We start from the raw sequence: 22,659 nt of genomic DNA, 5'->3' as shown, positions 1-22,659 counted from the left end.
GGCCGCCCCGGCCGTCGCGGGCGCACCCCCCCTGCCCGGGGGCGGGGGGGTTTCAAAATCTTGGGGGGGGGGGGGGGGGCCCCCCCCCCCCCCCCCCCACGACGCCGAACCGGTGGCGCCAGCCTACGGCGGCGCCGGCCGCAGGACACTGCCCCGCTACCGCACCGACTCCGTCGCCCTGCACGAGCTCCGGGACCAGTGTGTCGCGTTCCTGGGGATCTCCTCCAGCGTTGCCACGACGACCGCCTCGATCTCGTCGACCGCGATCGTGGGCGGCCGGCCCGGCCGGGGTTCGTCCACCAGGCCGTCCAGCCCCTCGGCGAGGAACCGGCGCCGCCACTTGCGGACCGTGTCCGCGGTGATACCCAACTCCCTTGCCACGCCGACAATCGACGGCACGTTCGAGCCGTCACAGGCCAGCACGACCCGGGCCCGCAGAGCCAACGCCTGGGCGGACGAGACTCTGCGGACCCACCGCGTCAACGCGGCCCGCTCCTCGTCGGACAGCAGTAACGGCCGCAACGCGGGACCACGACGACGCATCGGGAGATTAGAAGAAGAACTCCACGCAACTAACGACGGATCTCTGGCGCAGGACACCTAGGCCAACCGGGTGTCGTACACCTAGATCGTGATAGTCCCTCAGGGCTGGGCGAGTGCGGCGCAGTTGAGGCAGAGCGGGTCGGTGTCGAGGGCCCAGCCCGGGGTGAGGGGGAGGGGCGGGTCGCACAGTGCCAGGCGTTCGGGGCCTGTCACGGCGGTGACGTGCGGCGGGGTGTCGGGGCGGGCGTAGCCGAAGGTCAGGTGACGGGGCAGGTCCATGACCCGCAGCGGTTCGGGGGTGACGTGCACGGGGTTCTCCCTGGGGGGTTGGGTCTGGTGTGTCGGTGGGGTTCAGTCCTGCTGTGGCCGGCTGGCCCGGGGAGGGGTCTGGTGCCATGTGGCGCGGCGGCGGGCTTCGGCTTCCTGCTCGGCGTCCCACTCGGCTTCGGTGGGGGCGTCTCCGACGACCGGGGGTTCGGTGTGGTCGTACCAGGTTGTGCGGTCGGTCTCGATGATGCGTTCGGCTGCGGTCTGGGCGGCTTCCCGGGTGGGGGCGAGGACGGGGACGAGGTGGACGCGGATCTCGTCCACTCCGACGATGTACTTGGGCATGAGGGGTCCTCCTTAGGGTGGTGGAGTGGGGGCGGGGCCTGGTGCCTCCGGCCTCGGGCACGGTCCGCTAGGGGTGTTGCGGACCGTGCCCCCAGAGGGGCTGGGGGCGTGGGGTCTGGCCGAGCCTCGGCGCGGTCCGGAAAGGGTGGCCCGGGCCGCACCGGGGCGCGTCAGGCCGCGAGTTCGGTGCCGCCCACGACCAGGCCGGGCAGGGCGTCCTGGAGGAGCGTGGGGGCCATCTCGGTGCCGGTGTCCCGGTACCAGCCGAAGCCCGGGGCGGTGCTGATGGCGAACGGTTGGCCGCCGTTGGCGGGAACGACGACGCGGTACCGGGCACGGGGCTTGGCGACGGGCGGGCAGGCGAGCCCGAGCACGCTGGGGTGGGTGTCGCTGGCGACGCCGTACCGGACGCGGCCGTCGGGCTCGGTCCAGCGCTGCCAGCCCACGCCCTTGCTGCGGGTCCGGCTGGGCTTTGTGGCGGGTCGGGGGCCGGGCCCGATCTTCACCGCGCTGCCGGGGCTGCTGGCGGTGGGCATATCCAGGGCGAGCTGCACGGCCTTGGTGTGCTTGTTCTGTGAGCCGTGACCGGCGGGGGTGGTGAGCTGCGGTGCTTCGTCGTGAGGTTTCCCTTGGCCTCGTGTTGGTAGGGCAGGCGGAGCATGGTGGTGAGGGCGGCGGGTGGGCACTGGTGTCAGCGGAGGGTGGTCACCGCCGCGAGTGCGTGTTCGTCCCGCTGCTTTGGGGCGTAGACCTGCATCTCGTTGCAGCGGCTGAAGCCGTCTTCGCGGGCGTCGCTCTCGAAGAGGTCGACGGCGGCGTTCTCGGCGGCCTCGTGGTCGTCAGCCTCGACCTCGTAGTGGGTAGGTAGCGGTGCTGTCGATGTACACGGCGTAGCGGGCACGGCGGTCTCCTGCGGGTGGTGTGGGGTGGGGGCCGGGCCCGGTCGGCGGCGGTGGCGGTCCGAGGCCGGCCGCGGGTGTGGGGCCTGGTGTCAGCGGCCGTCGTAGGAGATCCACCAGTCCGTCTGGCCGGTCTCGTAGGCGAACCACTCGCCGTCGTCGCCCGTCCCGCTGGTGGCTTCGGCCCAGGCGCGGAACCCTTCGCGGCTGAGCCGCCAGCCGCGTGTCCTGCTCGCGTCCAGGGCGCCCTTGCCGTAGGCCCGGTTGTCGGCGGTCCACTCGGGCAGCTGCTCGGCGAGGTCGACCCACCCCGCCCGTATCACCGGCCGCCACACCACCCGGATGGTGCGGCCGGGGCGGGCCATTCGACGGCGAGGGCTGCACCGGCTTCGGGGGTGAGGGTCGCGCTGTGGTGGAGGGCGTGGCGGGCGAGGCGCTGGGCCAGGACGTCCGGGCTGGTGCTCTGGCTGTCCGCTTCGGTGGCATCGGCGAGTGCGCTGTTGGTGGCGGCGTGGTCGCCGAGCCGGACGGTGAGGGTGTCGTAGTCGTGGGTGTTCATCGGGGGTTGTTCCTTCGGCGGCGCGTGGGGGCGGGGTCCGTTCGACGACGGCCCGGGTCACCGGGTGCCCTCCGTCCCACGGATGAGCGCTTCGAGTTCGGCGGTGAGGTCGAGCAGCAGGTACCGGCACTGGTGGGCGCGGTCGGTGTCCATCTCGTCGTACCGGCCCATGTGCCGGTCTGCGGCGGGCTGAAGGGGGTGGTCGGGGTTGTAGGTCGGCATACACTCGCGGCAGGTGGCTTCCCAGTCGGCTTCGCTCTCCCGTATGCGGTCAACGATGACCTGGAGCTGCGCGGTGGGGGTCATGGCAGTGCTCCTTCGAGGGCGGGCGGCAGGCGGTGGCGGCTTCCAGCTCGCGCAGGAGGGCGTCGAGGGCTTCGACGGTGGCGAACAGCTGGTCGCGGGCAGCGCACAGGTCGTCGTACTGGTCGCAGTCGTCGCTGGTGGTGAACGTGCCGTCGGCCGGGTCGGGGTTGTAGGAGGGGATGGTGTGGGACGCGCGGTCCCACTCGGTCTCGAAGTCGGCGTGGGCGGTGAGCAGGGCGCGCAGTCGGGCGGTGGTGGTCACGGGGGCCGAACGAGGGGCCTGGTCGAGCCACTGATCGTCTCGCAGGACAGGTTGAACCAGCAGACACTGTCGCTGCTGCTCAACGAGCACTGGGGCGCCCACGCGATCAGATGGGCGACCGGCCTCGCGCCGGCCGAACGGCTGGACCCAGAGATGGGTGACCCCCTGCGCGACCCGGAGACCGGAGTGCCCGGTGTACGACGTTCCCTCGCTGGACCCGTCCACCCTGCTGATGGCACCCAACAGCGACGCGAAGTTCGGGCAGCTCCCGGCGATGCCGACGGGCGACCTGCCGGTCTCCCTCCGCCAGACCGTCGAAGAGATCATGGGGCTCGCGGACGTGCCTCCGCACTACCTCGCCGGGTCGAACCTCGTGAACCTGAGCGCGGACGCCCTGGCCGCGGCGGAGACCTCGTTCAAGCGGTTCCTGTCCACGCTCCAGGACTCGTTGGGCGAGTCGTGGGAGTCGGTGTTCCGGCTGTGCGCCCTGGTGTCCGGCCGGGGCGAGACCGCCCAGGACGCCAGCCAGGTCGAGTGGGCCGAGAAGGCCACCCGCTCCCTCGCCCCAGGTGGCCGACGCGATGGTCAAGCTCATGCAACAGGGCGTCCCGCTCGTGGTCGCGTTGCGGAAGGTACCCGGTCTCTCACAGGCTGATATTGACGAGGCCGTGAAGGCCGCCGAGCAGGCCGCCCGCGAGGCGGCGGCACTGGAACGGAAGGAGGCGGGGGACCATGGTGTGGACCCCGAGAAACGACGAGACGGTGAGGGCCGTGGACGGCTACCAGCGCGCGCAGCAGGCCCTGGCCGCTGACTTCGCCACCTGCTGGGCCGGCCTCCTGGCCGAGGCAGGAGCCCGGGAAATCACCGGGTCGCTGACCCTGTTGGAAGCCGAGTACACGGCCGTGGTGCGCCGGTACGCGGAAGTCTCCCGCGTACTGTCAATCGCCTTCTACCGGCTGGTGCGCGCGCTGGAGACCGGCCGTGTTATCGGAGGCTCCGGCTACCTGCCGGGTGCCTCGCTCGGCTCCCTGTGGGAGGGGTTCAACAAGGCCACGGGCAAGCGGACCGGCTCCGGACCATACACGCCTCTGCCCGTGGACCCCTATGACCTCTTCCCCGCCCGCCCGCTGGAGCGGGAGGCCGGACAGGTGGAAGAGGTGTTCCGTCGAGAGGTCGCCGACCGCCTCGCCAGACGCGAACGCGACCAGGGCCGCAAAAGCGCGGGCGGGCTGGACGCCGCCGCCCTGGTCGCTTGGGAGAAGGAGTTCCTGGAAGCGCTGAAGTCCGGCAGTACCGGGGCCGGTGCCATGGTCGTCCAGGACGGCGGCCGGAACACCGTCCACGCCGCTCTGCATAACGACCCCGGGGCGATCGGCTACTACCGCAAGACCGGCAGCTCTCCCTGCTACTTCTGCGCGCTCATGGCCAGTCGGGGCGCGGTCTACAAGTCCAGGGGAACGGCCGCGTTCGGCCCCCACTCCCGCTGCCACTGCCAGGTCGTCCCCATTTTCTCCCGCCGCTACCAGCTCCCCGCCGAGAACACGAAGTACGCGCGGATGTGGCACGACTTCGGCGGCGGCTCGCTGGCGGACTGGCGTACCTACTACGCCTCGCGGTCGTCGGGGCGGTAGAGCACAAGGGAGTACCTGGGCCGCATGGGGTCGGTGTAGGTGGTGGTGACCTTCAACGCGACGTCGACACCGGTCCGCACTCGCTCCCAGCCCCGCGCCCGCGTCTCATCCAGCACGTGCAGCAGCTCGAAGGGCCACATCGGACCGTCATCCACGCCGATCACCCGGTAGTCCCAGCCCATCGCGCCCCGCCCCTGCCGTTCTGCCCCCTGCCGCGGCCATGGTGGCACATCCCCGCCCACCGACGATCTCAGGAGAGAAGAGCCACGACCGAAACTACCAGCACCGCCGACGCCCCGGCCGAGACGGCTCCCGTCGGCGAGACCGTGCCACACGCCGAGCCCGCTGCGAAGGCTGATGGCCCGCCGTCCGCCCCGGCTAATACAGGGGATTCCGGGCAGGCTCCCGGGGACGGCGGGATGAGCCCGGGAGTGAAGGAGGTCACCCCGGACTACCGGGAACTGTACGAGAAGGTGCGGGCGGACCTGGACGCGACACGCGAGCGTTCGGACGAGGCGGACGAACTGCGCGCGGAGGTCGCCCGGCTCCAGGAGCAGGCGGTGCGGGACCGGATCGCCGCCGAGTACGCCCTGCCGCCGGTCCTCGCCGCCCTCGTCCAGGCGGCGAGGAGGCCGCCGTCTGCCAGCAGGCCGAGCAGCTGGCCGCCGTCGCTGTACCTCGCCGGCTGCTGGGCGCGGGCGGGCTGACCCCCCCACGCCGAGCCCGACCCGTACACGGGCCTGGCAGAGAGGCTGCGCCAGCGCCGTTACGGCACCTGACCCACCCGCCCCTGCCCGAGCTGCCCTGATTCCCGGGGCGGCTCCCCGTCTTCCCGAGGAACAGCGCCATCTCTCTCAACCCCGTACGAGACGTCGGTCGACGGTGACGAGCCGGAGGTGCTGGGGAGCTGGCAGAACAAGAGCCTGAAGACTACCGACCCCGGCAAGACGTACGCGGTGACGATCAACCTGTCCGACTTCACCGCGGAGTCGTACAAGCTGTACTACGGCACCGACAAGGGCCTGGACAGCCGGGGGCTGTTCTCGATCCCGATCAGCCCCACCGCCCAGAACCGTGCGCTGATGATCGCGGCCGTGGACGGTGCGAAGTGCGTCGCCTGGCACTACCCGAAGACGTCGATTATCGGCGCGGACTCGGTGACCATGGACCCCGCCGCTCGGAAGCGTCACCCCCGTGTTCGACCTGGCCGCCGGTCTTCAGTCAGCGGCCTGATCCTCCTCGTCAGGTAGTGCCAGCCGCGCCGGAACCCGCTCCCTTCGCAACTCCGCTTGGACCTTGCGGATCGCGCGAATCGAGAGGATCGCGTCCTCGCTCAGAGACGGAATCCAGCGCCTGAGCACCAGACGAAGGACAGTGACTACCCCAGCGACACCGAGGACAACAGGTGTCAGCCACCCAGGAATGGGCACCATAGCTCCCTTGCTCTGGCGGCAGATCGGGAGCTGACCTGTTCTTGGGCAGGCTCGACCCGACTTACCGCAAGCGGTAAACGAATCGAGACCTGCCGGTGCAGGTTCTCGGGGGATGCTGGAGCTTGTTTCCAGCATCCGATGCCCCTTTTGGGGCTCTGCTTCCTGGTTATGCGGGTTGAGTCGAGCTTCTTCATGCCCGCTGACCGAGTGCACCGGCTCTCGACCAGCGATTTCCGTGTCAGGGACCGTCCCTGTCCACGAGCTGAGGTTCGATTACGTGGTGGGAGCCACCCGCCGCGCAGACGTAGTTTCATAACTTCCTACCAGTTCTGTCAAACCCTCTGGAGGCATCCCTCTTGACCACCCTGGACTTCGCCGACCTCAAGGCCGAAGCCGATCGCACGCACGCGGGCAAGGGCCTGAAGTTCATCGCCGCCAGCGGCAAGAAGGTCCGCCTGCGCCGGATCGAGGCCCTGCCCGGCGGTGACCTGAAGGCGGCGCTCGCGCTGCTGGACGTCGTGCAGTCCGAGAAGGTCTCCAATGAGCGCCGCATCGACGCGATGTCCGGTCTGCTGGTCGCGGTGGCCTCCGACAAGAAGGCGATGCGGGAGTCGGTGGACGCGCTGCCGCTGCCGGAGCAGATGAAGATCCTTGAGCGGTGGATGGAGCAGGCCGCGCCGGGGGAAGCCGCGGCCTGATCAGGCTGCTGGACGAGCACGGCGCGGAGATCACCGCCGACCTGCGCCGCTTCTGCGGCACGGATGTCCTGGACTTCGTCCGGGGCCGGCACTCCGCCCGCTTGATCCTCGCCCTGATCGGGACGCTCCCCGACGACTCCGCCACGGTGGCCGCACTGCGCGGTGGCCGTGAGGCGCTGGGGTGGGACGCCCGGACCTACGTGCTGGCGGACCTGGTGGACGCCGTGCAGGCGCTCACCCACGTCCAGGTCGCCAAGGCCTCGAAGAACCCCCGCAGCGTGGAGCGGCCGAAGCCCTACCCGCGTCCCTACGCCAAGCGCACCGGCCGCCAGGCTGGCACCAACCCCTTCGCCCAGGCCCTCGCCCGCGAGGTCGGCGAAGGGGGCGGCCCGGCCGTCACCGAGGCGTCTTCCCCCCTTGCAGAAACGTTCCGCCTTCCGGCGGCCGTGCTCGCGCGCTCCACCGCGCCCGCGCGGTTCGCGCCGGTCCGACTCACGTAGGAGGTGAGCCTGTGGCCGGTCCCGGCGGTAAGGAGGCCGGGCGCGTGCACGTGCGCGTCCTGCCGGACACCGACGGCTTCCGGGACCGCTTGAAGCGGTACCTGGAGATGCTGGAGAAGTACACCAAGCTCTCCGTCAAGCTCGACCTTGACACCGGGGGCGTGTCCGCCCGGTTGCGGGAGCTGACCCATGACCGCCAGGTCCGGGTCAACGTCGTCGCCGACACCGGCGAGGCCGCCGCCCGGATCGCCGCGCTCACCCGGGAGCGACGAGCGCGGATCTCGGCCGACGCGGACACCGCGCCGGCCGAGGCCCGGATGCGGGCGTTCACCGGCCGCCGCTGGCGGCTGGGGGTTAACGTCCACCTCGCGAGGGGTGGGTTCGACCGGATCAAGTCCGGCCTGCGGGACATCGGTTCGGGGGCCGCGGAGGTCGCCCGGAACTTCGGCAGGCTGTTCACGCTCAGCATCGAGCAGACGGTCTCCGCCCTCCAGGGCATCGGGTCGGGCATCAGCTCGGCCGCCCAGGGCGCCCTGGGCATGGCGGCGGGTTTCGCCCAGTCGCTCGCGGCGGCGCTGCCGCTGCTGGTGGCGGTCACGGCCATCGCCTCGTGGGTGACGGTCGTCGCCTCCGGGCTGATCGCGGTCCTGGCGCTGGCCGCGCTGCCGGTCCTGCCGATCGGCTTGGCCGCGATCGCGGCGGCCGGCGACATGAAGACCCTCGGCGACAACGCCGAGGAGGCGATGCAGAAGGCGTCGGCGCTGATGCGCGCCGAGTTCGGGGGCGCGCTTCGCGACATCACGGGCTGGTTCAAGCAGGCCGAGCCGGTCCTGAAGTCGTTTTTCGACTCGGGGGCGCAGTTCGTACGCCCCATGGTGAAGTCGATCCTGGACTTCACCGACGTCCTCTTCCCCAAGCTCACCGAGGCGATGAACTCGGCGGGGATGAAGGCGTTCACCGACGCCCTTCCGGCCGCGCTCGTCGGCATCGGGGCCAGCCTCGGGGACTTTTTCCTCGTCCTGGCCAACGGGGGTGACCGGCTCAAGTCGCTGCTGCCGCCGCTGAACGGGCTGCTCGACGTCTTCCTTCAGGGGATCGCCTCGCTGGCGGTCCAGTTCTCTCCCGAGATCGCCGCGTCGATCTCGTGGTTCGCGGGCAGTCTCCAGCAGTTCTTCCAGGTCTTCAAGGACAACGCCCAGGCCACGGCCGCGATGATGCGGCTGGTCGACCTGGGCTTGCGCGCCCTGGTCGTCGGCTTCGACATCGCGATGACCGCGTGGAACGCGCTGGCCATCGCTGCCGTGGCGGCCTGGCACGCCGTCCAGACGGCGTGGGACGGGCTGACGGCCGCTACCTCCGCGGTCTGGTCCGCGGTGACCTCGTGGACGGCCTCCGCCTGGGCGTCCGTGACGTCCACGGTGTCGTCGGCGGCCAGCGCCGTGGGCTCCGCCGTCTCGTCGGCCTGGAACTCGGTGACGTCCTGGACGGCCTCCGCCTGGGCGTCCGTGACGTCCACCGTGTTGTCGCGGGTCTCGGCCGTGGGCAGCGCCGTCTCGTCGGGCTGGAACAACGTCCAGTCGTGGACGTCGTCCGCCTGGAACGCCTGCGTCAACGCCGTCACGTCCGCCTGGTCGAACATCGCCAGCGGCGTGTCCAACGGCATCGGCACGGTCGTCTCGTACGTCTCCAGCCTGCCGGGCAAGATCCTCTCCGCGATCGGCGACCTGGGCTCGCTGCTGTTCGACAAGGGCAAGTCCGCGATTCAGGGCCTGGTCAACGGCATGAAGTCGATCAGTATCAGCGGCGTCGTCTCCGGGATCGTCTCCTCGCTCAACCCGTTCAAGGCCAGCCTTCCCGCCGCCCCGGCTGCCGCGCCGCGTTCCCTGATGGCCTCGCCCGTGATGGCACTGGCCGCGATGCCGGCCGCCGCGTACGCCAGCCCGCTGGAGCAGGCCCTCCGGCCGGTCGCCTCGGGGATTCGCTCGCTCGACTCCTACGGCTACGGCCAGCGCGCCGCCGCCGGCCTGCGCCGCCCCGACACCGAGCCCAGGGGCGCGGGCCGGGCGCGCTACGGCGCACAGATCACCGTCAACGCCCGCACCAACGCGGACCCCCACGAGATCGGCAAGGCCATCGCGTGGGAGCTGAAGACCTCCGGGAGGTAACCGCTTGGGGGATCTCTCCCCACCCTTCATCGGCGACGTCACCGCCCACACCGCCCGCGTCTTCTTCACGAAGACGCCGGGCGCGTGGACGGACGTCGAGACCACCAACACCGCCACCGGCAAGGCGCACTACGACGCCGAAGACCCCCAGTGGCCGGGCACAGCCCTCGTCGGCGACGAAGGCCCGCTCGGCGACGACCCGCCCCTGGAACCGGACACCGAGTACCGGGTCCGCTACCACTGCACCGGCCCCGACCTGGACGCCTGGTCCGAGCCGGCCGTTTTCCGCACACTCCCGGACCTCCCGCCGCCCGCGCTTCCGGACATCGGCCCGCAGCCCAGCGCCCTGGGCCCCTACACCGGCCGGCCGTGGACGGCGCGGTGGGGCGGGCTGCTGCTCGGCGAGGACTCCACGGTCGTCCTGGAAGAGGTCGGCGGCCTCCTGGACGCCCCCGACGTCCGCAGCTCGGACGCCGAACTGCTCCAGCGCGACGGCCTCACCCCGGGCACCGACTACATGGGCGCCCGCACCGTCACGCTCACCATGCTCGCCCTGGACGACCACGAGCTCCCGGACCTGCTGGCCGCGTTCGCCCCCGGCGGCCCGGAGCGGCCGTTCGCCTTCGCGTTCCCCGGGGTGGCCGGCGGGAAGGCCATGATCCGGGCCCGGGTGCGCAAGCGCGCCGTCACCGTCGACCGCGAATTCCACGCCGGCCGCCGCCGCGTCACCGTCGAACTCCTCGCCACCGACCCCCGGTTGTACTCGGCCGACGAGGCGAGTGCGACCGTGGCCGTGGCCGCCCCGCGCGAGGGCAGGCCGATCTTCCCGCTGACGTTCCCGTTCGACATGGGCACAGGCCCCGCCGTCCGAGCCGCACCGGACATCACCAACACCGGATCGGTGGACACCTGGCCCGTTATCCGGCTGACCCCGCGCGCCGGGGAGGTGCGCGACCCGTCGCTGACCCTCGTCCACAACGGCGAACGCCACCGCTTCGCGACGCGAGGGCTTCGGGTCGGCCGCGGTGACGCCCTGGTGGTCGACATGGGCCGCCGCCGCATCACCCTCAACGGCGCTTCGCGCTTCGGGCAGGTCGCCCCGACCTCCACCTGGTTCTCCGTCCCGCCCGGGGCGAGCACCGTCCAACTCGACGTACTCGAAGGCCCCGACGGGGTCACGGCGGATGTGCAGTGGCGCTCCGCCTGGATGTAAGGACCCCTCACTCTTGGCCGCTGAACTCCGCGCCCCGCTGTTCGTCCAGCAGGGCCGCTACGACGCGCTCGATCTGCGCACGATGATCGGCGGGACCCGGGGCGCCCACGTCGGCGTCGCCGGCCCCACCGCCCTGCTGGTCGAGAAGGTCGACAACCCCACCCCACGCGTCAGCGTGGCGGCCGGCTCGGTGTGGCTGCCCGACGACGTGGCCGTCTCCCACAAGGGCGCGGTGCACTTCGCAAACCTTGACACCTCCGTGCAGCTCCAGTGCTCCACCCCCAAGCCCGGCGAGGCCGCGCGCACCGACCTGGTGGTGGCGTTCGCCGATCCCGACAACGCACCGGCAGGCCCCCAGCTCGCCGATATCCGCACCACCGCTGACCAGTACATGCAGCCCGTCTCCTACGCCGCAGACGGCACCCCCTACGCCACCGCCACCTCCGGCGCGCAGGTGACCAAGGAGGGCGCCAAGGGCTGGTCCATCGCGGTGCTGGCCGAGTCCACCCCCGGCGCACGCGACTGGCCGGTGCCGTCCAACTGCATCCGCCTCGCGCTGGTGAGCATCGCGCAGACCGGCATCACCGGCATCGAGGACATCAGGTTCGTCACCGGCGGGCAGCTCGACACCACCCCGCTGCGCCACCTGCGTACCGCTGGAGCCCAGGGCATCGCCCAGGTTGCCGCCGGGGCTCCGGCCGGCTCCCTGGTCTACGACTCGGTCACCACCGCGCTGCACAAGGTCACCGGCCCCGGCACCACCGCCCCCGTGCTGCCCGGTGCCGTCCGCCTGGACGCCTCGTATCAGGCCGGGGACGGGGCGTGGGGCACGCTGGCGTGGCACCAGTTCACGGCCCCCGCGACGCCCTACCCGCGCCTGGTCACCGTCTCCTTCGAGGTCAGCTACCGCGTGATCCTCTCCGAGTTCAAGGGCGGCGCTCTGCTCGCCGAGCTGCCCGTCTCGGCCCTGAACTACCGCTCCATCCTCAACGCCCGCGGAGCCGCGAGCTTCACTGTGCCGCTGGCCGCCGAACCCCTCGCCGGACTCGACTGGTCGCTGATCTCGCCGTGGCGGATCACCGCCCACGTCCAGCGCGGCAGCCGCGTCCTGTGGGGCGGCCCGCTGATGGCCTGGAACGTGGACCTGGCCGCCGAGGAGATGACGCTCGACTGCGTTGGCCTGTGGGAGTGCTACCGCAGGAATACGATCAACCTCGGCTACTCCACCGGCACGGTGCCGCGCGAACAGACCACCATCGCCCGCGAGTTGATCCAGCAGTTCGCCGACAACCCCTCGCCCGTCGCCCCCGGCGAGTACGGCTACTGGGGCAGCAACTGCCCCGGCGCGCTCACCTTCGGCCCCGACCTGGACACCATGAAGCGCGAACGCACCTACGACTGGTTCGCCTGGAAGCCGGTCGGTGAAGCCGTCGAGCAGATGGCCAACGTGATCAAGGGGTTCGACTTCCGCATCGACCACGACTGGGACATCGACGCCCGGATCATCCGTAACCGGATGCTCTTCCGCTACCCGGCCGGCGGCCAGGACACCGGCATCGTCCTGGAGCACGGGGCCAACTGCACCGTCACCAGCGTCACGTCCGACGGCGACCAGATGTGCACCGAGACCGGCGTCAACGGCGCGGGCGAAGGCTGGAGCCAGCTCAAGAGCTGGTGGTACAACGGCCAGCTCGAAACCGAGGGCGGCCGCCGCATCCCCCGTCTCGCGTCCATCGCCACGAACAACTCGGTCGTCCGCGTCGAGACCTTGACCGCGCAGGCCGAACGCATAATCGCGGTCGGCGCTTTCCCGATCGTCGTCCCCGAGGTCACCCTGCACCCCGGCGGCGACTACTCCGCCGCCGAGCTGCGCGTCGGCCACAAGATCCGCGTGCGTGCCCGCACCGCGAAGTGGCCCGGCATCGACGAGGAGTACGTCATCCAGGAGATCAACACCAAGGTCTCCCGCAGCGGCGAGGAGACCACCCTCGCCCTCGTGCCCGTCACGATCTTCGAGCGCGTGGACGACTGGGCGAAGGGGGAACTGGAGGTAGAGCCGCGTGACAGCCTACGGCCGCCCCAACCTCGCCGACTCCTTCCAGGGCATCGACACCCGCCTGGCCGCGATGGAACGCACCGCCAGCGCGCTGGGTGCGGTCCTGCCCATGACCCCCTACCGCCCCGGCCTGGACGTCGCCACCACCTGGCGCGCCGCCGCCACCATCCCCACCGCCGGCATCGGCCCACCCCGTCATCCGCCTGGGCTGCCGCGTCTCCGCCAAGCAGGGCGCGAACGTCTGGCTGCGGGTGTTCGACGTCGACAAGGCCCGCGCGGTCACCGCGGAGTGGCAATACACCGGCGGCGCACTCAACAACGGCTGGGTGAGGCTCGATTGGGTCCTACCCATGGGCGGAGGCCAGCCCAGCGAATGGCAACGCGTTTTCCTCCAGACCCGCACCGACGTCGAAGGCGGAGGCACCGTCGACCCCGGCGTCGCCATGGCCCTGCCCTTCAACCAGGCCCCGTGCCGCACCCGCTCACCGACGACGAGCGCGAAGCCGACGAACAGGCCGCCACCGCTCGCATCGAGCGCGAGGTCCCCAGCTACACCGACACCCTGCCTTGCCTGTCCGGATGACGCGGCGGAGCGGACCCCACTCTGTGCCAGTCGGGGCCCGCTCCTGATCCGCAGCCGTCCGCAGGGCGGAGCGTTCGCGCCACGACATTCGCACACCCGCCCCGCCCCCGCCGGTCAGCACCACGGCGCGCCGCCCCGATGTCCCCCGAACGGCCCCACCCACATAGCCACCCTCCTCTTCCACGGAAGGACCCGTATACCCAGGGCGTCCGCACGATCCACCAGCAGGGCTCTCGCTACTACGTCCACCTCGGCACCGGGGACCTCGCCCCCTCGGTCACCTCCACCCTCAACATGGAGGCGAAGCCGTTCCTCCAGACCTGGGCCGCCGGCATGGCCGCCGAGGCCGCCGCCGTCACCGACCTGGAGGTCGTCCAGCGCATCGCCGCCCGCGACCGCCAGGCCGCCGTCGACTTCCTGCGCTTCGCGGCCAAGCGCTACACCAAGCTGCGAGCCGACGTCGGCTCGCTGGTGCACGACTACTTCGAGCTGTGCCTGCGCGGTGAAGAGGTGCCGTACCTTCACCACGATGTGAAGCCGTACGTCCCGCACATCGAGGGGTGGCTCGACCGCTACCAGCCCGAGCTGCTGTACGCGGAGGGCGTCGCCTGGTCGCATGAGCACGAGTACGCCGGCTCGTTCGACTTCATGGTGAAGATCAACGGTAAGACGATCCTGGGCGACCTGAAGACCTCCAAGTCGGTCTACACCTCCGTGGCCGCACAGTTCGCCGTGTACGCGCATGCGGACGACCTGATCACCGTGGACCGAAAGATCCAGACGTTCCCGACGGTTGACGCGGGGGCGGCGCTGCACATCACCCCACAGAAGGCCGAGTTCCGCCCGGTGAAGATCGACCGCGAGGTGTTCAAGCGCTTCCTCACCCTGTGCCGCCGCTTCACCGACGACCGGGCCTCGGACGCCGGAGTCATCGGCCGCGTCGCCTGGAGGAACGAGACCGGCCACCTGACCGGCACCGCCCGCCGCACGGCCTGACTGGGCTTGTTTACCGCCCCGCTTCAACACAGGCGGGCACCCTCGGCCTGCACATGCGGGGGCCGGCGACGGGTCTTGTTAACCCTTCCGCCTCACACATCACGGGGCCGACCGACCGGTGGCCCCGCCCCGATATAACGGAAGCACTTGAGCAAGGCACTCGACAACAACTTCGCGTCCGACCCCGAGCAGGCCGAGCGCGCGGAGCGCGCCGAAGCCAACGCCCGCCCGGGCGTGGCCGGCACCTTCCGGGCCTACGAGCCCGACCCGAACGGTGGCTTCCCCCGGGCCCTGCACGAGTGGCGCGTCACCAGCGCGGTCCGGGCCACCGCCGACGCCGTGGCGGAGCTGCTGGGTGGCACGCCGCACGAGCTGGACACCGAGGCGGAAGACGCCATCGCGGTCGACACCGACCGCGTCGAGGTCATCATCGACAGCCCGGACTCGATCGAGGTCGACATGCGGCAGTGGGTCAACGGCAAGCTCGCCCACCACTGCGACACCCGGACCTTCCTGTCGCCGCCGGAGGACGTGGGCGTGCCCTGCCGCTGCCCGCGCACCATCGCCGAGTTGCGGGCCTGGGCATCGTCCGCTATAAGATGTCGGGCTGGACGCTGATCAGCGGGCTGCCCGCGTTGAAGAACGTCCTGGCGAAGGTCGGCGGCCCGGCCCTGGTCCACCTGCTCAACGAGCGCGTGAACGACACGAGCAAGGCGGGCCGCGACGTGGACTATCAGAAACTCACTGCCAAGGTGATCAAGCCCTACCATCGCTGACGCCAAGGCGTCGGCGATCGAGGAGGAGCCGCCGTTCTAACCGGCGCTCCACACATCAGCACCACCAGCGGGACCGGCTTCTTCGGAGGCCGGTCCCGCCCCTGTATTCCCTGGAGAGTGAAACCCATGCACCCCTGCACCACCGTCGCCGTCTACCAGCCGGCTCCTAATCTTGGGTGGGCAACCATCGCCTCGGCATGCCGTGGGAGTCCGCCGAGAAGCGTCGGCTCCCGAGCTGCGTGCCCAGGGGCCTGGGTCAGCAGCTGTCGGTCGGCGGTGCCGTCGTGCACGCTCGCGGAGGTGACCAGCACAGCCAGCAGCAGGCCGACGGTGTCGGTGACGATGTTCCGCTTCCTGCCGACGATCTTTTTTCCGACGTCGATTCCCTGGGTGGAGGCGGGGATGTTCGTGGAGGTTCTTTTACGCTCTGGGAGTCGAGGATGCGGGCGGTCGGCTTCGGGGCGCGGCCCTCAAAGGTGCGGACGAGGCGCCGGAGCCAGCCGCCGAGCTGTTCGAACATCCGTTCTTGCCCAGGGGCCCTGTCGCGATAGGTCCGTAATTCGCCACGACACGATTTGGCGACTCGTCAGGGTGCTGTCCAAGGGGCGGTCGGCGTCCGGCTGTCCAGGCGCTCCGCGCGGGGGTGGATACCACGGTTCGGCAGCACGGGAAGGATGCCATTGAGGGCGGTGGCGATGCGGTCGCTGACCTGGTTGTCCCAGCGCTCGGGGCGACGTGCGGGTCGGTCGGCGGCCAATGTGAGAATCTGCTGGATCGTCAGGTTTAGCCAGGTATCGGCAAAGTGGGTGCTTCCGCAGGCGCGGGTGACTTCGCGGGCGCTGCCGGGAACAGTGGCCAGGCAGGTGACCTCCGCGGTGGCGGCCTCCTCCTGCACGCCGTCGGAGTCGGTCACGACGAACGCGCAGTTGCGCAGCAGTGCTCCGAAGGCCAGGTACGGCTGCGGTGGCAATACCCGTTCGGCCAGCACGCGATCGAGCAGGCCGTGGTCGACCAAGTGCGCGGCGGCCCGCGGGTGCAGCGGGAGGACGGGGGGCAGTCCGTGCGCGGCCAGGTCGCGCAGTATGTCCAGCACCGGTTTGGGGTGACTGAGTGCGGTCGGCTTGTGCAGCGTGGCGAGCACGTACCTGCCGCGAGTGAGGCCGAGGCGTTTCAGAACTGCCGCGCCCGCGTCGGGGTCGTGGTGAGCGAGGTGGCACTCGGCCATGGGGTTGCCGACGAAATGGACATGCTCGGCGGGCACCCCCTCGCCGTGCAGCGCGGCCACGGCCTCGGCGGTGGTCGCCAGGTGGTAATCGGTACACGCGGTGACGATGCGGCGGTTCGCCTCCTCAGGTGTGCGGTCGGACGAGCGCAGGCCCGCCTCCAAGTGGATCACCGGGATACCCCGGCGGGCAGCGACCAGTGCGGCGGCGACGGTGGAGTTCACATCGCCGACCACCACCACTGCTTCCGCAGGGTGCTCGTCGAGGTCGCGCTCCACCAAGGAGCAGAGCCGGCCGAGCTGCTCGGCGTCACTGGCGCAGTCGCCGCACCGTAGCCACCGGTCCACCTGCAGCGCGAGCTCGTCGCAGAGCCCCTGCCCCAGGCGCGGGTCAAAGTGCTGGCCGGTATGTACGTACGACCAGGTTGCCCCGGAGGCACGCATCTTGCCGACCGACTGCTGAAGTGTCCAGACCTTGGGCGCGTTCGGCCGGGCGCCCAGGTACACGGTGATCATCGGGTTGGTGCCCATGTCTCCCACCCGCTTCCCTCGCGGCTGTCGCAGGGCGGTCTGCCTAGCCACACGAGCCTAGCTTCAGCACATGCGAGTCGACCCATCGCTCGATCCGACTGGCCTAGCGACCCCTCCGCGCTGCGTCCCGGCTTGCCGACCTTGCGCACTCCGTACTCGGAGGGGCGGGGAGGATGACGCGATTGTCACTCTTTCGAGTGAAGCCACAGGCGCGTCGTGTGCCTACTTTCCGGCCAGGCCATACCCGCCGTCCACGACCAAGGTCTGGCCTGTGATGTGCCGCGCGGCCTCCGAGGCGACGAACGCGACTGCTTCGGCGATCTCCTCCGGCTCCGCAGGCCGACCGAGCAGGTTGCCCCGGGCTTGCCGCCAGGTGTACTCGTCCCACGTCGAAACCATGTCGGTGGTGGTAAACCCCGGCGCAACCGCGTTGACCCGTACTGTCGGCGCGAAGCGCTTGGCGAGCGCCGCCGTGAGGTTGCCCAGTGCTGCCTTGGCCATCGAGTAGAACACTGTCCGATCACTGGCCAGGCCGTCCACAGCGCGGATTGACGACACCAGCACCACCGCTCCACCGTCCTGGGCGACCATCCTCGGCAGCAGGTATTGCAACACTCCCACCGCGCCCCACAGGTTCACGGCGAACGCCTCCGCAACGTCGTCCCGTGAGGCGTCCTCGAACGGCACCACTCGGTGCGCGCCTGCGCTGTATACCACCACCTGTGGCAAGCCATGCTTGGCTACCACATCTTCGACGCCTAGCCGTGCCGCCACCGCATCCGCCAGATCGAACGCCACTGTCGACGCCCCCAGTTCGCCTCCGAGCCCGGCCAGTGCCGCACTCGCCGACCGCCCGTGCAGTACCACCCGATGCCCTTGCGCCCTCAGCGCCCGCGCCGTTGCCGCACCGATCCCCCGCGACGAACCGAGTACCAGCGCTGTCGAGCTATCCAGCATCTTTGCTCCTACCGTTCCCGCACTTGCCTCTGTATAGGGGGCGATGCTGCCACGACGCACCACAGAACGAGGGGGACCCGCTCATGCGCGAACGAGGAAGACCCATTCGGTGTCTGAGCACACCCATGGCAGGCGACGATCAAGTGAGGGCTCCTGTCCACGGCCCTCATAAGCTCGACCATGATGGACACCTGAGGCCGTAAGACCCGGACCTGACCGCGGCCCCGAACGCCGTGCGGCCCGCGCGCTCCTGCGGCTACCGGGGCGGGACCGCGGCCGGCGGTCCGGGCTCCCGGCGCGCTCCGGTCCGTCCGGCACTCCCGTCGTGCGGCTCGCCAAAACGGGAGAGCAGCGCGGTACCTCCCACTGCCGTAGCGAAGCCCGTCAGCGCACACCAGGCGAGCCCGGGACGCGCGGCGTCCCCGAATACCGTGACACCGACCACCGCCGGGCCGAAGGTCTCGGTCAGCATCCCGGCGGCGGTGACTGCGGTCACCGCCCCACGCTGCAAGGCCAAGGCGAAGGCGAGGTAGCCGCCGATGCCTCCGACGACCAGTGCGTACGCGGCCGGGTCGAGGAGGACCGTCACAGGGCCGGAGACGTCCACGACCCGGACGACCAGACTGATCATCCCGAATCCAGCCCCCGCCAGCAGCCCCAGGCAGGCTACCGCGACCCGACCCGTCCGCCTCACCAGTACGAGAGCGGCGAGGAGGATGACCGTGGAGACGCCGAGCAGAACCCAGTGGAAAGAGGGCGCGACACGGTTGCGACCCTCCGGGCCGGACCCGAACGCCAGTAGTGTCAGGCCGAGGACCACCGCGAGGATGCCCGCGACGTCGGCCCGGCGCAGCCGCACGTCCAGCAGTCGTACGGCGGCCACGGCGGTGACGGCCAGACTGGCGTTGGTGACGGCCTGCACGAGGAACAATGGCAGGGCTCGCACAGCGACCGCGCTCGCCATGAAGGCGACGAGGTCAAGCAACGTGCCGACGGCGAACCGCCAGGACCGCACAAGCGCCGCCAGAGGACCCACCCGTACCCGGTCCGCGCGCGGCGCCGAGCACGCCGCGCGCGACTGGAAGACCGCCGCGAAACCGAAGCAGACGGACGCGACCAGGGCGGTGCCGAGTCCCAGCAGCATGCCTCTCCCAGCCTCGTGGGCGATGTCGATCCGCTCCCACTCCCCTCGTCGCGAAGGAACGCGGGTCGGGAAGCGGGCACAGGTGGGCATGGACCGTCGGAGCCCTGCGACCCGCCCGTGACCTGCACAACGAACGATCCGGACGGCCGTCACGGCAAAGAACTGGATGGCTCCGCTGGGGCGATGAAGGAAGCGCACCGTCACTCGGACGGAGCAGTCGTTGCCTCTGGAAGTCTCTTTGAGGCCGCTCCGGCCGACCGGGGCCGTCGGCCACACCACGGAGCTCGCTCGCAGGCTACCCGAAGAAGTTGATCTACCGAAGCCCGAAGCCGGTTCGTCGTCCTGAGGAAGACGGCTCGGCGGCTGGTTGGCACACTTGAGATCGGGGAGGAAGGAGATCAGGAACGAATGAGAACGGCCAGCGCCAGTTTTGACGAATACCCTGGCTTGCGGGAGTGGATGACGACCTACCTCACCCACGAGCACGCCCGCCTGGGCAGACGGGGCGCCGTGTGCCCAGAGGTCGAGGCGGAGATCCAGGCCGACAGGGTGGCTGTGGAGAGATCATGCTACCGCGACTGCCAGGGCCTTTCGGAGCTCTGCCTGTTGATGCGGGAGCAGGTCGATCGGTTCGCGGCCTCCGCGGTCGACGGCGCACTGATCACCGTCATCGGGGGCATGCCGGCACACCACGGGGTACTGCTGGACGAAGCCCAGCGCAGGACCAGAGCCCATGCCGCGCGGCAAGGCCTCATGATCGGCCAGTTCCACTCGGGCTGCGCCGAACCGGCCGTGTGGAATCCCGACTTCGCCGTCTCACGCTCACCGCAACCGATATTCGCCATCCGTCAGATGACATTGCGCGACATCCTCTTCCTGCACGCGGATCCTGCGCTGTTCGAGGAGTACCGGCGGCGCTTCGGTGACCGCTACGAAGCGTCGGATTCGCATATCCGGGAGAACCTGGTACGGCTGTACCGGCTCGCCTGCGACAGGGGCAGCGGATGTGGCTCCTTCGCTGACTACCGGAACACCGACATCCTGCTATCGCTGCAGCGACCTCCCACCGAAGGCCCGGCTGAAATGGTGCACTGCCTCCGTGGCCAGATCACGGAGCTGTTGTTCAAGCTCCTGTACGAGCAAGCTCGCACGGTCCGTCTAGAGCTGGCATCCGACCGGCCGGACGAGGCTGTGCGGGGCCTGCGAGGCATGCGGTGCGTACTCGATGTCCTGTCCCATCTCTTGGATCTGTCCAGAACGGTGTCACCCGCCGAACTCGACGCCCTCCGGGCCCAGTCCGGCACCGCGTCCGGTTCCGACTCGTACATGTACCGCATGGTGGAGTTCTCTCTCGGAAAGAAGTCCGACCGACTCGCCGCCGCCTACAGGGAGATACCCGGCGTTGCTCATGACGTCTACCGCGCGCTGCACGAGAGCAGCGTGTACGACGAGGCTCTGCTGCTGCTCGCCCGGCGCGGGCTGATCGCCGAGCAGACCATGGATCCACGAGCCTTCGACAGCGGGAGGACGACGGGTGCCTGGGCACACGTCTACCGCACCGAGAGCCCTGACGGAGACCTGTTCCAGCTGGCCGAGGCTCTGATGGACGTCGCCGAGGGCATGGGCCGGTGGGGAGCCTTGCGTCGGCTGGCCGTTGAGCGTGTGGTCGGCACGATCCAGGGCTCCAGTGGTAGCGAGGACACAGACCGGTTGCGAGACAATGCCGAGTACCGCTATTTCCCTGAGCTGTGGCAGGCGAGGCGGCAACTGGCCTCCGGTCTAGGGGCGTTCTGAGTGGCCAGCGATTCGCCAGAGACGACACCGAACGCAAATGCCTTGAGGAGCTGTGCGAGCGCAGCCTCGCGCTGGCTACGACCATCGAGTACGCCCGGCGCCTGGCCACCATGGAGCGCGAGCGCCGCAGTGAGCAACTGGCCCTCGACGTCTGGCTCGCCGATGTCCGTCTCGACGGACAACGAGAACTCCGCTCGCTCGCCGGCGGGATCCGACGCGACCGCGCGGCCGTCCTCGCCGCCCTGACCTCGGGCGCTGTCGAAGGCAACGTGACAAGGATTTGAACTGCTGAAGAGACAGATGTACGGCCGGGCCAACTTCGACTTCCTACCTGTTGACGCCGCATCCTCCTGTCACCGTGATCAACAAGAGGGAACCCCTCAATCAGCGACAGGGCCCGGAAAGTGATCCAGAGCCTAATCTCACCCGTCGGCGACAAGGCGCGTAGTTCCAACGTCGGCGCTGTCTTGCCGTGAGGGTCCTGCCGGGACGAGGCAGTATGAGCTTCCCTCGCTGCGCGGGAGGTGTTGATTACCTGGTCAGGGCGGGTGTGGGTAGTTCGACGGCCACTGGTTCGGCCGTCGCCTGGTCGGCGTAGTACTTGGCCTCGTATCCAGTGGCACTGGGTAGGTCAGGATTCACCGCGGCCATACGGCCGAGGTGCTGGAACAGGCGCTGGGTGGTCTGCGGGAGGCCGGGCTGGACTGGGGCTGATTGGGGTGACGGTGGCCGTGGCATCCTCCCAGCTGGCGGCCACATACGGCGCAATCTGCGGCCACGGGATGGATCTGATCAACATTTCGGGATCGCCCAGCGTGATCGGCTCAGGTCGTCAGCAGTATCCGCCGACGCAGCAATGGGAAGCTGGCTCGTCCGTATCCTTGCCTTTTGAGGTATTTGATCCGGTTGACATGGCCCTCGACGGGGCCGCTGTTCCAGCGCAGGGTGAGACCGGCCGTCACAGCGCCGAGGTCCTGGCGCAGGTGGCGGGCGAAGTTGCACAGGGGCGGCAGGTCGGTGGCCTCGGTCTGCTCGATCCACTCGGGCAGGTGCTCGCCGTCGAGGTTCTTCATCATCCGGGCGAAGTCGCGCACTCGCTCGGCGGCGGTGGCCAGTTCGGGGCAGCGGGCCAGGAGGTGCTTGAGCTGGAGGACTTCGTCGCTGGTCAGGGCGTCGGGGTGGCGGGTGAGCCAGCCGGTGGCCTGCCGGACGGTCGGTGTGGTCGGCAGCCTGGGTGCCGGTGCGGGCGAGGACCGCGGTGGCTCCAGCCAGCGCCGGACGCTACGGCTGCTGCCCCGGTAGCCCAGGGTCTGGATCTCGCGGAAGAGCAGTCCGCTGTTGGTGCAGCCCTCGTTCCACCGCTGGTTCAGGTAGCCGGTCCATGGGGCGAGCGCGCGGCCACCCTGCCTGGACGGCACCAGCAGGTCCTCGGCCGCATGGGCGTGGGCGTACTTGCGGACCGTCCTGCGGTCCACGCCGAGTAGCTCGGAGATCCGGCCGATGCCCACCCCCTTGCTGTACAACTCCTTGACGGTGGCGAAGCGTTCGCGGGTCGTACTGGTCCGCCGGCCCTCTGGTAACAGCACCTGCGGTTCGGGAGCTGGGGCCGGCTCCTGGGCCTTCAGGCAGGCGCGGTGGGCGATCACGCACTTCTCGACCGTCTCGGCGAGATTCTTCCAGAGGGTAGGGTCGGCCGGACGGCGAGGTGCCTGCTGAGCAGGTCCTTTTTCGTCCGGCCTCCCTCCGAACCGGACGTGCCCGCTTTCCGGGCATCCGGC

Annotated in this window: 28 protein-coding genes and 1 pseudogene; 14 read left to right on the top strand and 15 right to left on the bottom strand. The window is 70.0% G+C overall.

Translation table 11 applies throughout. The annotated features are described in order from the left end of the window. Positions 1-156: 156 nt before the first annotated feature. The 9 genes from ACFVU7_RS43330 to ACFVU7_RS43290 form a co-directional block, all read right to left on the bottom strand. Complete coding sequence (locus ACFVU7_RS43330) at positions 157-543, bottom strand: helix-turn-helix domain-containing protein (RefSeq protein WP_388052053.1); 387 nt, start codon at positions 541-543, stop codon at positions 157-159. Between the two features lie 99 nt (positions 544-642). Further along, entirely contained in the window at positions 643-852 is a 210-nt protein-coding gene (locus tag ACFVU7_RS43325) for a hypothetical protein (protein ID WP_388052050.1), read from the bottom strand. 42 nt (positions 853-894) lie between these two features. Beyond that, positions 895-1,155: a hypothetical protein gene (locus ACFVU7_RS43320; protein ID WP_388052047.1), complete on the bottom strand. Its 261-nt coding sequence runs from the start codon at positions 1,153-1,155 to the stop codon at positions 895-897. A gap of 170 nt (positions 1,156-1,325) precedes the next feature. Next, positions 1,326-1,709, bottom strand: coding sequence for a hypothetical protein (locus ACFVU7_RS43315; RefSeq protein WP_388052044.1), 384 nt, complete (start codon positions 1,707-1,709; stop codon positions 1,326-1,328). A 137-nt stretch (positions 1,710-1,846) separates the two neighbouring features. After that, entirely contained in the window at positions 1,847-2,056 is a 210-nt protein-coding gene (locus ACFVU7_RS43310) for a hypothetical protein (protein ID WP_388052041.1), read from the bottom strand. A 90-nt stretch (positions 2,057-2,146) separates the two neighbouring features. Beyond that, a complete protein-coding gene (locus ACFVU7_RS43305) occupies positions 2,147-2,377 on the bottom strand; it encodes a hypothetical protein (protein ID WP_388052038.1) in 231 nt (76 codons plus the stop codon). Continuing rightward, complete coding sequence (locus tag ACFVU7_RS43300) at positions 2,374-2,613, bottom strand: hypothetical protein (RefSeq protein WP_388052035.1); 240 nt, start codon at positions 2,611-2,613, stop codon at positions 2,374-2,376. The genes ACFVU7_RS43305 and ACFVU7_RS43300 overlap by 4 nt, the downstream gene beginning before the upstream one ends. Positions 2,614-2,670: 57 nt before the next feature. After that, entirely contained in the window at positions 2,671-2,835 is a 165-nt protein-coding gene (locus ACFVU7_RS43295; protein WP_388052032.1) for a hypothetical protein, read from the bottom strand. Positions 2,836-2,884: 49 nt separating this feature from the next. Further along, the gene (locus tag ACFVU7_RS43290) at positions 2,885-3,181 is read right to left on the bottom strand and encodes a hypothetical protein (protein ID WP_388052030.1); all 297 of its coding nucleotides are present in this window, start codon (positions 3,179-3,181) and stop codon (positions 2,885-2,887) included. Positions 3,182-3,374: 193 nt separating this feature from the next. On the opposite strand from ACFVU7_RS43290, the gene ACFVU7_RS43285 reads away from it, so the two are divergent. Together ACFVU7_RS43285 and ACFVU7_RS43280 are read left to right on the top strand one after the other, a co-directional pair. Continuing rightward, entirely contained in the window at positions 3,375-3,836 is a 462-nt protein-coding gene (locus ACFVU7_RS43285) for a hypothetical protein (RefSeq protein WP_388052028.1), read from the top strand. Positions 3,837-3,913: 77 nt separating this feature from the next. Beyond that, complete coding sequence (locus tag ACFVU7_RS43280; RefSeq protein ID WP_388052025.1) at positions 3,914-4,813, top strand: hypothetical protein; 900 nt, start codon at positions 3,914-3,916, stop codon at positions 4,811-4,813. Here ACFVU7_RS43280 and ACFVU7_RS43275 read toward each other — a convergent pair. After that, complete coding sequence (locus ACFVU7_RS43275) at positions 4,786-4,995, bottom strand: hypothetical protein (RefSeq protein ID WP_388052022.1); 210 nt, start codon at positions 4,993-4,995, stop codon at positions 4,786-4,788. The genes ACFVU7_RS43280 and ACFVU7_RS43275 overlap by 28 nt on opposite strands. 237 nt (positions 4,996-5,232) lie before the next feature. Here ACFVU7_RS43275 and ACFVU7_RS43270 point away from each other — a divergent pair, with 237 nt between their 5' ends. The 10 genes from ACFVU7_RS43270 (at position 5,233) to ACFVU7_RS43225 (ending at position 15,233) form a co-directional block, all read left to right on the top strand. Then, complete coding sequence (locus ACFVU7_RS43270; RefSeq protein ID WP_388052018.1) at positions 5,233-5,520, top strand: hypothetical protein; 288 nt, start codon at positions 5,233-5,235, stop codon at positions 5,518-5,520. A gap of 189 nt (positions 5,521-5,709) precedes the next feature. Further along, positions 5,710-6,063 (top strand): hypothetical protein, encoded by a 354-nt coding sequence (locus tag ACFVU7_RS43265; RefSeq protein WP_388052016.1) that lies wholly within the window; start codon positions 5,710-5,712, stop codon positions 6,061-6,063. 539 nt (positions 6,064-6,602) lie between these two features. Continuing rightward, positions 6,603-6,944, top strand: coding sequence for a hypothetical protein (locus tag ACFVU7_RS43260; protein WP_388052013.1), 342 nt, complete (start codon positions 6,603-6,605; stop codon positions 6,942-6,944). Further along, positions 6,905-7,444: a hypothetical protein gene (locus tag ACFVU7_RS43255; protein WP_388052011.1), complete on the top strand. Its 540-nt coding sequence runs from the start codon at positions 6,905-6,907 to the stop codon at positions 7,442-7,444. Before ACFVU7_RS43260 ends, ACFVU7_RS43255 begins: the two co-directional genes overlap by 40 nt. A 44-nt stretch (positions 7,445-7,488) precedes the next feature. After that, a complete protein-coding gene (locus ACFVU7_RS43250) occupies positions 7,489-9,609 on the top strand; it encodes a hypothetical protein (RefSeq protein ID WP_388052009.1) in 2,121 nt (706 codons plus the stop codon). A 4-nt stretch (positions 9,610-9,613) separates the two neighbouring features. Continuing rightward, complete coding sequence (locus tag ACFVU7_RS43245) at positions 9,614-10,822, top strand: phage distal tail protein (RefSeq protein ID WP_388052006.1); 1,209 nt, start codon at positions 9,614-9,616, stop codon at positions 10,820-10,822. Positions 10,823-10,835: 13 nt separating this feature from the next. Next, on the top strand, positions 10,836-13,208 hold the full coding sequence (locus ACFVU7_RS43240; RefSeq protein WP_388052003.1) for a hypothetical protein: 2,373 nt from the start codon (positions 10,836-10,838) through the stop codon (positions 13,206-13,208). A 391-nt stretch (positions 13,209-13,599) separates the two neighbouring features. After that, on the top strand, positions 13,600-14,457 hold the full coding sequence (locus tag ACFVU7_RS43235; protein ID WP_388052001.1) for a hypothetical protein: 858 nt from the start codon (positions 13,600-13,602) through the stop codon (positions 14,455-14,457). 147 nt (positions 14,458-14,604) lie between these two features. Beyond that, positions 14,605-15,075, top strand: a complete 471-nt coding sequence (locus tag ACFVU7_RS43230) for a hypothetical protein (protein WP_388051999.1) — start codon at positions 14,605-14,607, stop codon at positions 15,073-15,075. Continuing rightward, positions 15,057-15,233 (top strand): hypothetical protein, encoded by a 177-nt coding sequence (locus tag ACFVU7_RS43225; RefSeq protein WP_388051996.1) that lies wholly within the window; start codon positions 15,057-15,059, stop codon positions 15,231-15,233. The genes ACFVU7_RS43230 and ACFVU7_RS43225 overlap by 19 nt, the downstream gene beginning before the upstream one ends. A gap of 251 nt (positions 15,234-15,484) precedes the next feature. On the opposite strand, the pseudogene ACFVU7_RS43220 reads toward ACFVU7_RS43225, so the two are convergent. From ACFVU7_RS43220 to ACFVU7_RS43205, 4 genes and pseudogenes are all read right to left on the bottom strand, one after another. After that, positions 15,485-15,762: pseudogene (locus ACFVU7_RS43220) on the bottom strand (transposase); the annotation flags it as partial. 57 nt (positions 15,763-15,819) lie between these two features. Then, positions 15,820-16,986 carry a UDP-N-acetyl glucosamine 2-epimerase gene (locus ACFVU7_RS43215; RefSeq protein WP_388051993.1) on the bottom strand — a complete coding sequence of 389 codons (1,167 nt, stop codon included), beginning with the start codon at positions 16,984-16,986 and terminating at the stop codon, positions 15,820-15,822. 222 nt (positions 16,987-17,208) lie between these two features. Beyond that, positions 17,209-17,943 (bottom strand): SDR family NAD(P)-dependent oxidoreductase, encoded by a 735-nt coding sequence (locus ACFVU7_RS43210; protein WP_388051990.1) that lies wholly within the window; start codon positions 17,941-17,943, stop codon positions 17,209-17,211. Between the two features lie 256 nt (positions 17,944-18,199). Continuing rightward, positions 18,200-19,087, bottom strand: coding sequence for a hypothetical protein (locus tag ACFVU7_RS43205; protein ID WP_388051987.1), 888 nt, complete (start codon positions 19,085-19,087; stop codon positions 18,200-18,202). Positions 19,088-19,495: 408 nt separating this feature from the next. Here ACFVU7_RS43205 and ACFVU7_RS43200 point away from each other — a divergent pair, with 408 nt between their 5' ends. After that, positions 19,496-20,881 (top strand): tryptophan 2,3-dioxygenase family protein, encoded by a 1,386-nt coding sequence (locus ACFVU7_RS43200; protein ID WP_388051984.1) that lies wholly within the window; start codon positions 19,496-19,498, stop codon positions 20,879-20,881. 110 nt (positions 20,882-20,991) lie between these two features. Next, a complete protein-coding gene (locus tag ACFVU7_RS43195; RefSeq protein WP_388051981.1) occupies positions 20,992-21,165 on the top strand; it encodes a hypothetical protein in 174 nt (57 codons plus the stop codon). A 540-nt stretch (positions 21,166-21,705) separates the two neighbouring features. Here the strand turns inward: ACFVU7_RS43195 and ACFVU7_RS43190 are convergent. Continuing rightward, complete coding sequence (locus ACFVU7_RS43190) at positions 21,706-22,527, bottom strand: transposase (RefSeq protein ID WP_388051978.1); 822 nt, start codon at positions 22,525-22,527, stop codon at positions 21,706-21,708. Positions 22,528-22,659 lie beyond the last annotated feature (132 nt).

The sequence above is a fragment of the Kitasatospora sp. NPDC058046 genome, from assembly GCF_042885595.1.
GTDB lineage: Bacteria > Actinomycetota > Actinomycetes > Streptomycetales > Streptomycetaceae > Kitasatospora.
Note: the sequence above shows the minus strand (reverse complement) of the source record. Positions and strands in the feature narration are given on the sequence as shown.

Excerpts from the sequence above, each read along its gene's own strand:
- ACFVU7_RS43330 (WP_388052053.1), bottom strand. The coding sequence starts at position 543 with ATGCGTCGTCGTGGTCCCGCGTTGCGGCCGTTACTGCTGTCCGACGAG.
- ACFVU7_RS43320 (WP_388052047.1), bottom strand. The coding sequence starts at position 1,155 with ATGCCCAAGTACATCGTCGGAGTGGACGAGATCCGCGTCCACCTCGTC.
- ACFVU7_RS43300 (WP_388052035.1), bottom strand. The coding sequence starts at position 2,613 with ATGAACACCCACGACTACGACACCCTCACCGTCCGGCTCGGCGACCAC.
- ACFVU7_RS43295 (WP_388052032.1), bottom strand. The coding sequence starts at position 2,835 with ATGCCGACCTACAACCCCGACCACCCCCTTCAGCCCGCCGCAGACCGG.
- ACFVU7_RS43280 (WP_388052025.1), top strand. The coding sequence starts at position 3,914 with ATGGTGTGGACCCCGAGAAACGACGAGACGGTGAGGGCCGTGGACGGC.
- ACFVU7_RS43275 (WP_388052022.1), bottom strand. The coding sequence starts at position 4,995 with ATGGGCTGGGACTACCGGGTGATCGGCGTGGATGACGGTCCGATGTGG.
- ACFVU7_RS43270 (WP_388052018.1), top strand. The coding sequence starts at position 5,233 with ATGAGCCCGGGAGTGAAGGAGGTCACCCCGGACTACCGGGAACTGTAC.
- ACFVU7_RS43235 (WP_388052001.1), top strand. The coding sequence starts at position 13,600 with ATGTCCCCCGAACGGCCCCACCCACATAGCCACCCTCCTCTTCCACGG.
- ACFVU7_RS43225 (WP_388051996.1), top strand. The coding sequence starts at position 15,057 with ATGTCGGGCTGGACGCTGATCAGCGGGCTGCCCGCGTTGAAGAACGTC.
- ACFVU7_RS43215 (WP_388051993.1), bottom strand. The coding sequence starts at position 16,986 with ATGGGCACCAACCCGATGATCACCGTGTACCTGGGCGCCCGGCCGAAC.
- ACFVU7_RS43210 (WP_388051990.1), bottom strand. The coding sequence starts at position 17,943 with ATGCTGGATAGCTCGACAGCGCTGGTACTCGGTTCGTCGCGGGGGATC.
- ACFVU7_RS43205 (WP_388051987.1), bottom strand. The coding sequence starts at position 19,087 with ATGCTGCTGGGACTCGGCACCGCCCTGGTCGCGTCCGTCTGCTTCGGT.
- ACFVU7_RS43200 (WP_388051984.1), top strand. The coding sequence starts at position 19,496 with ATGAGAACGGCCAGCGCCAGTTTTGACGAATACCCTGGCTTGCGGGAG.
- ACFVU7_RS43195 (WP_388051981.1), top strand. The coding sequence starts at position 20,992 with ATGGAGCGCGAGCGCCGCAGTGAGCAACTGGCCCTCGACGTCTGGCTC.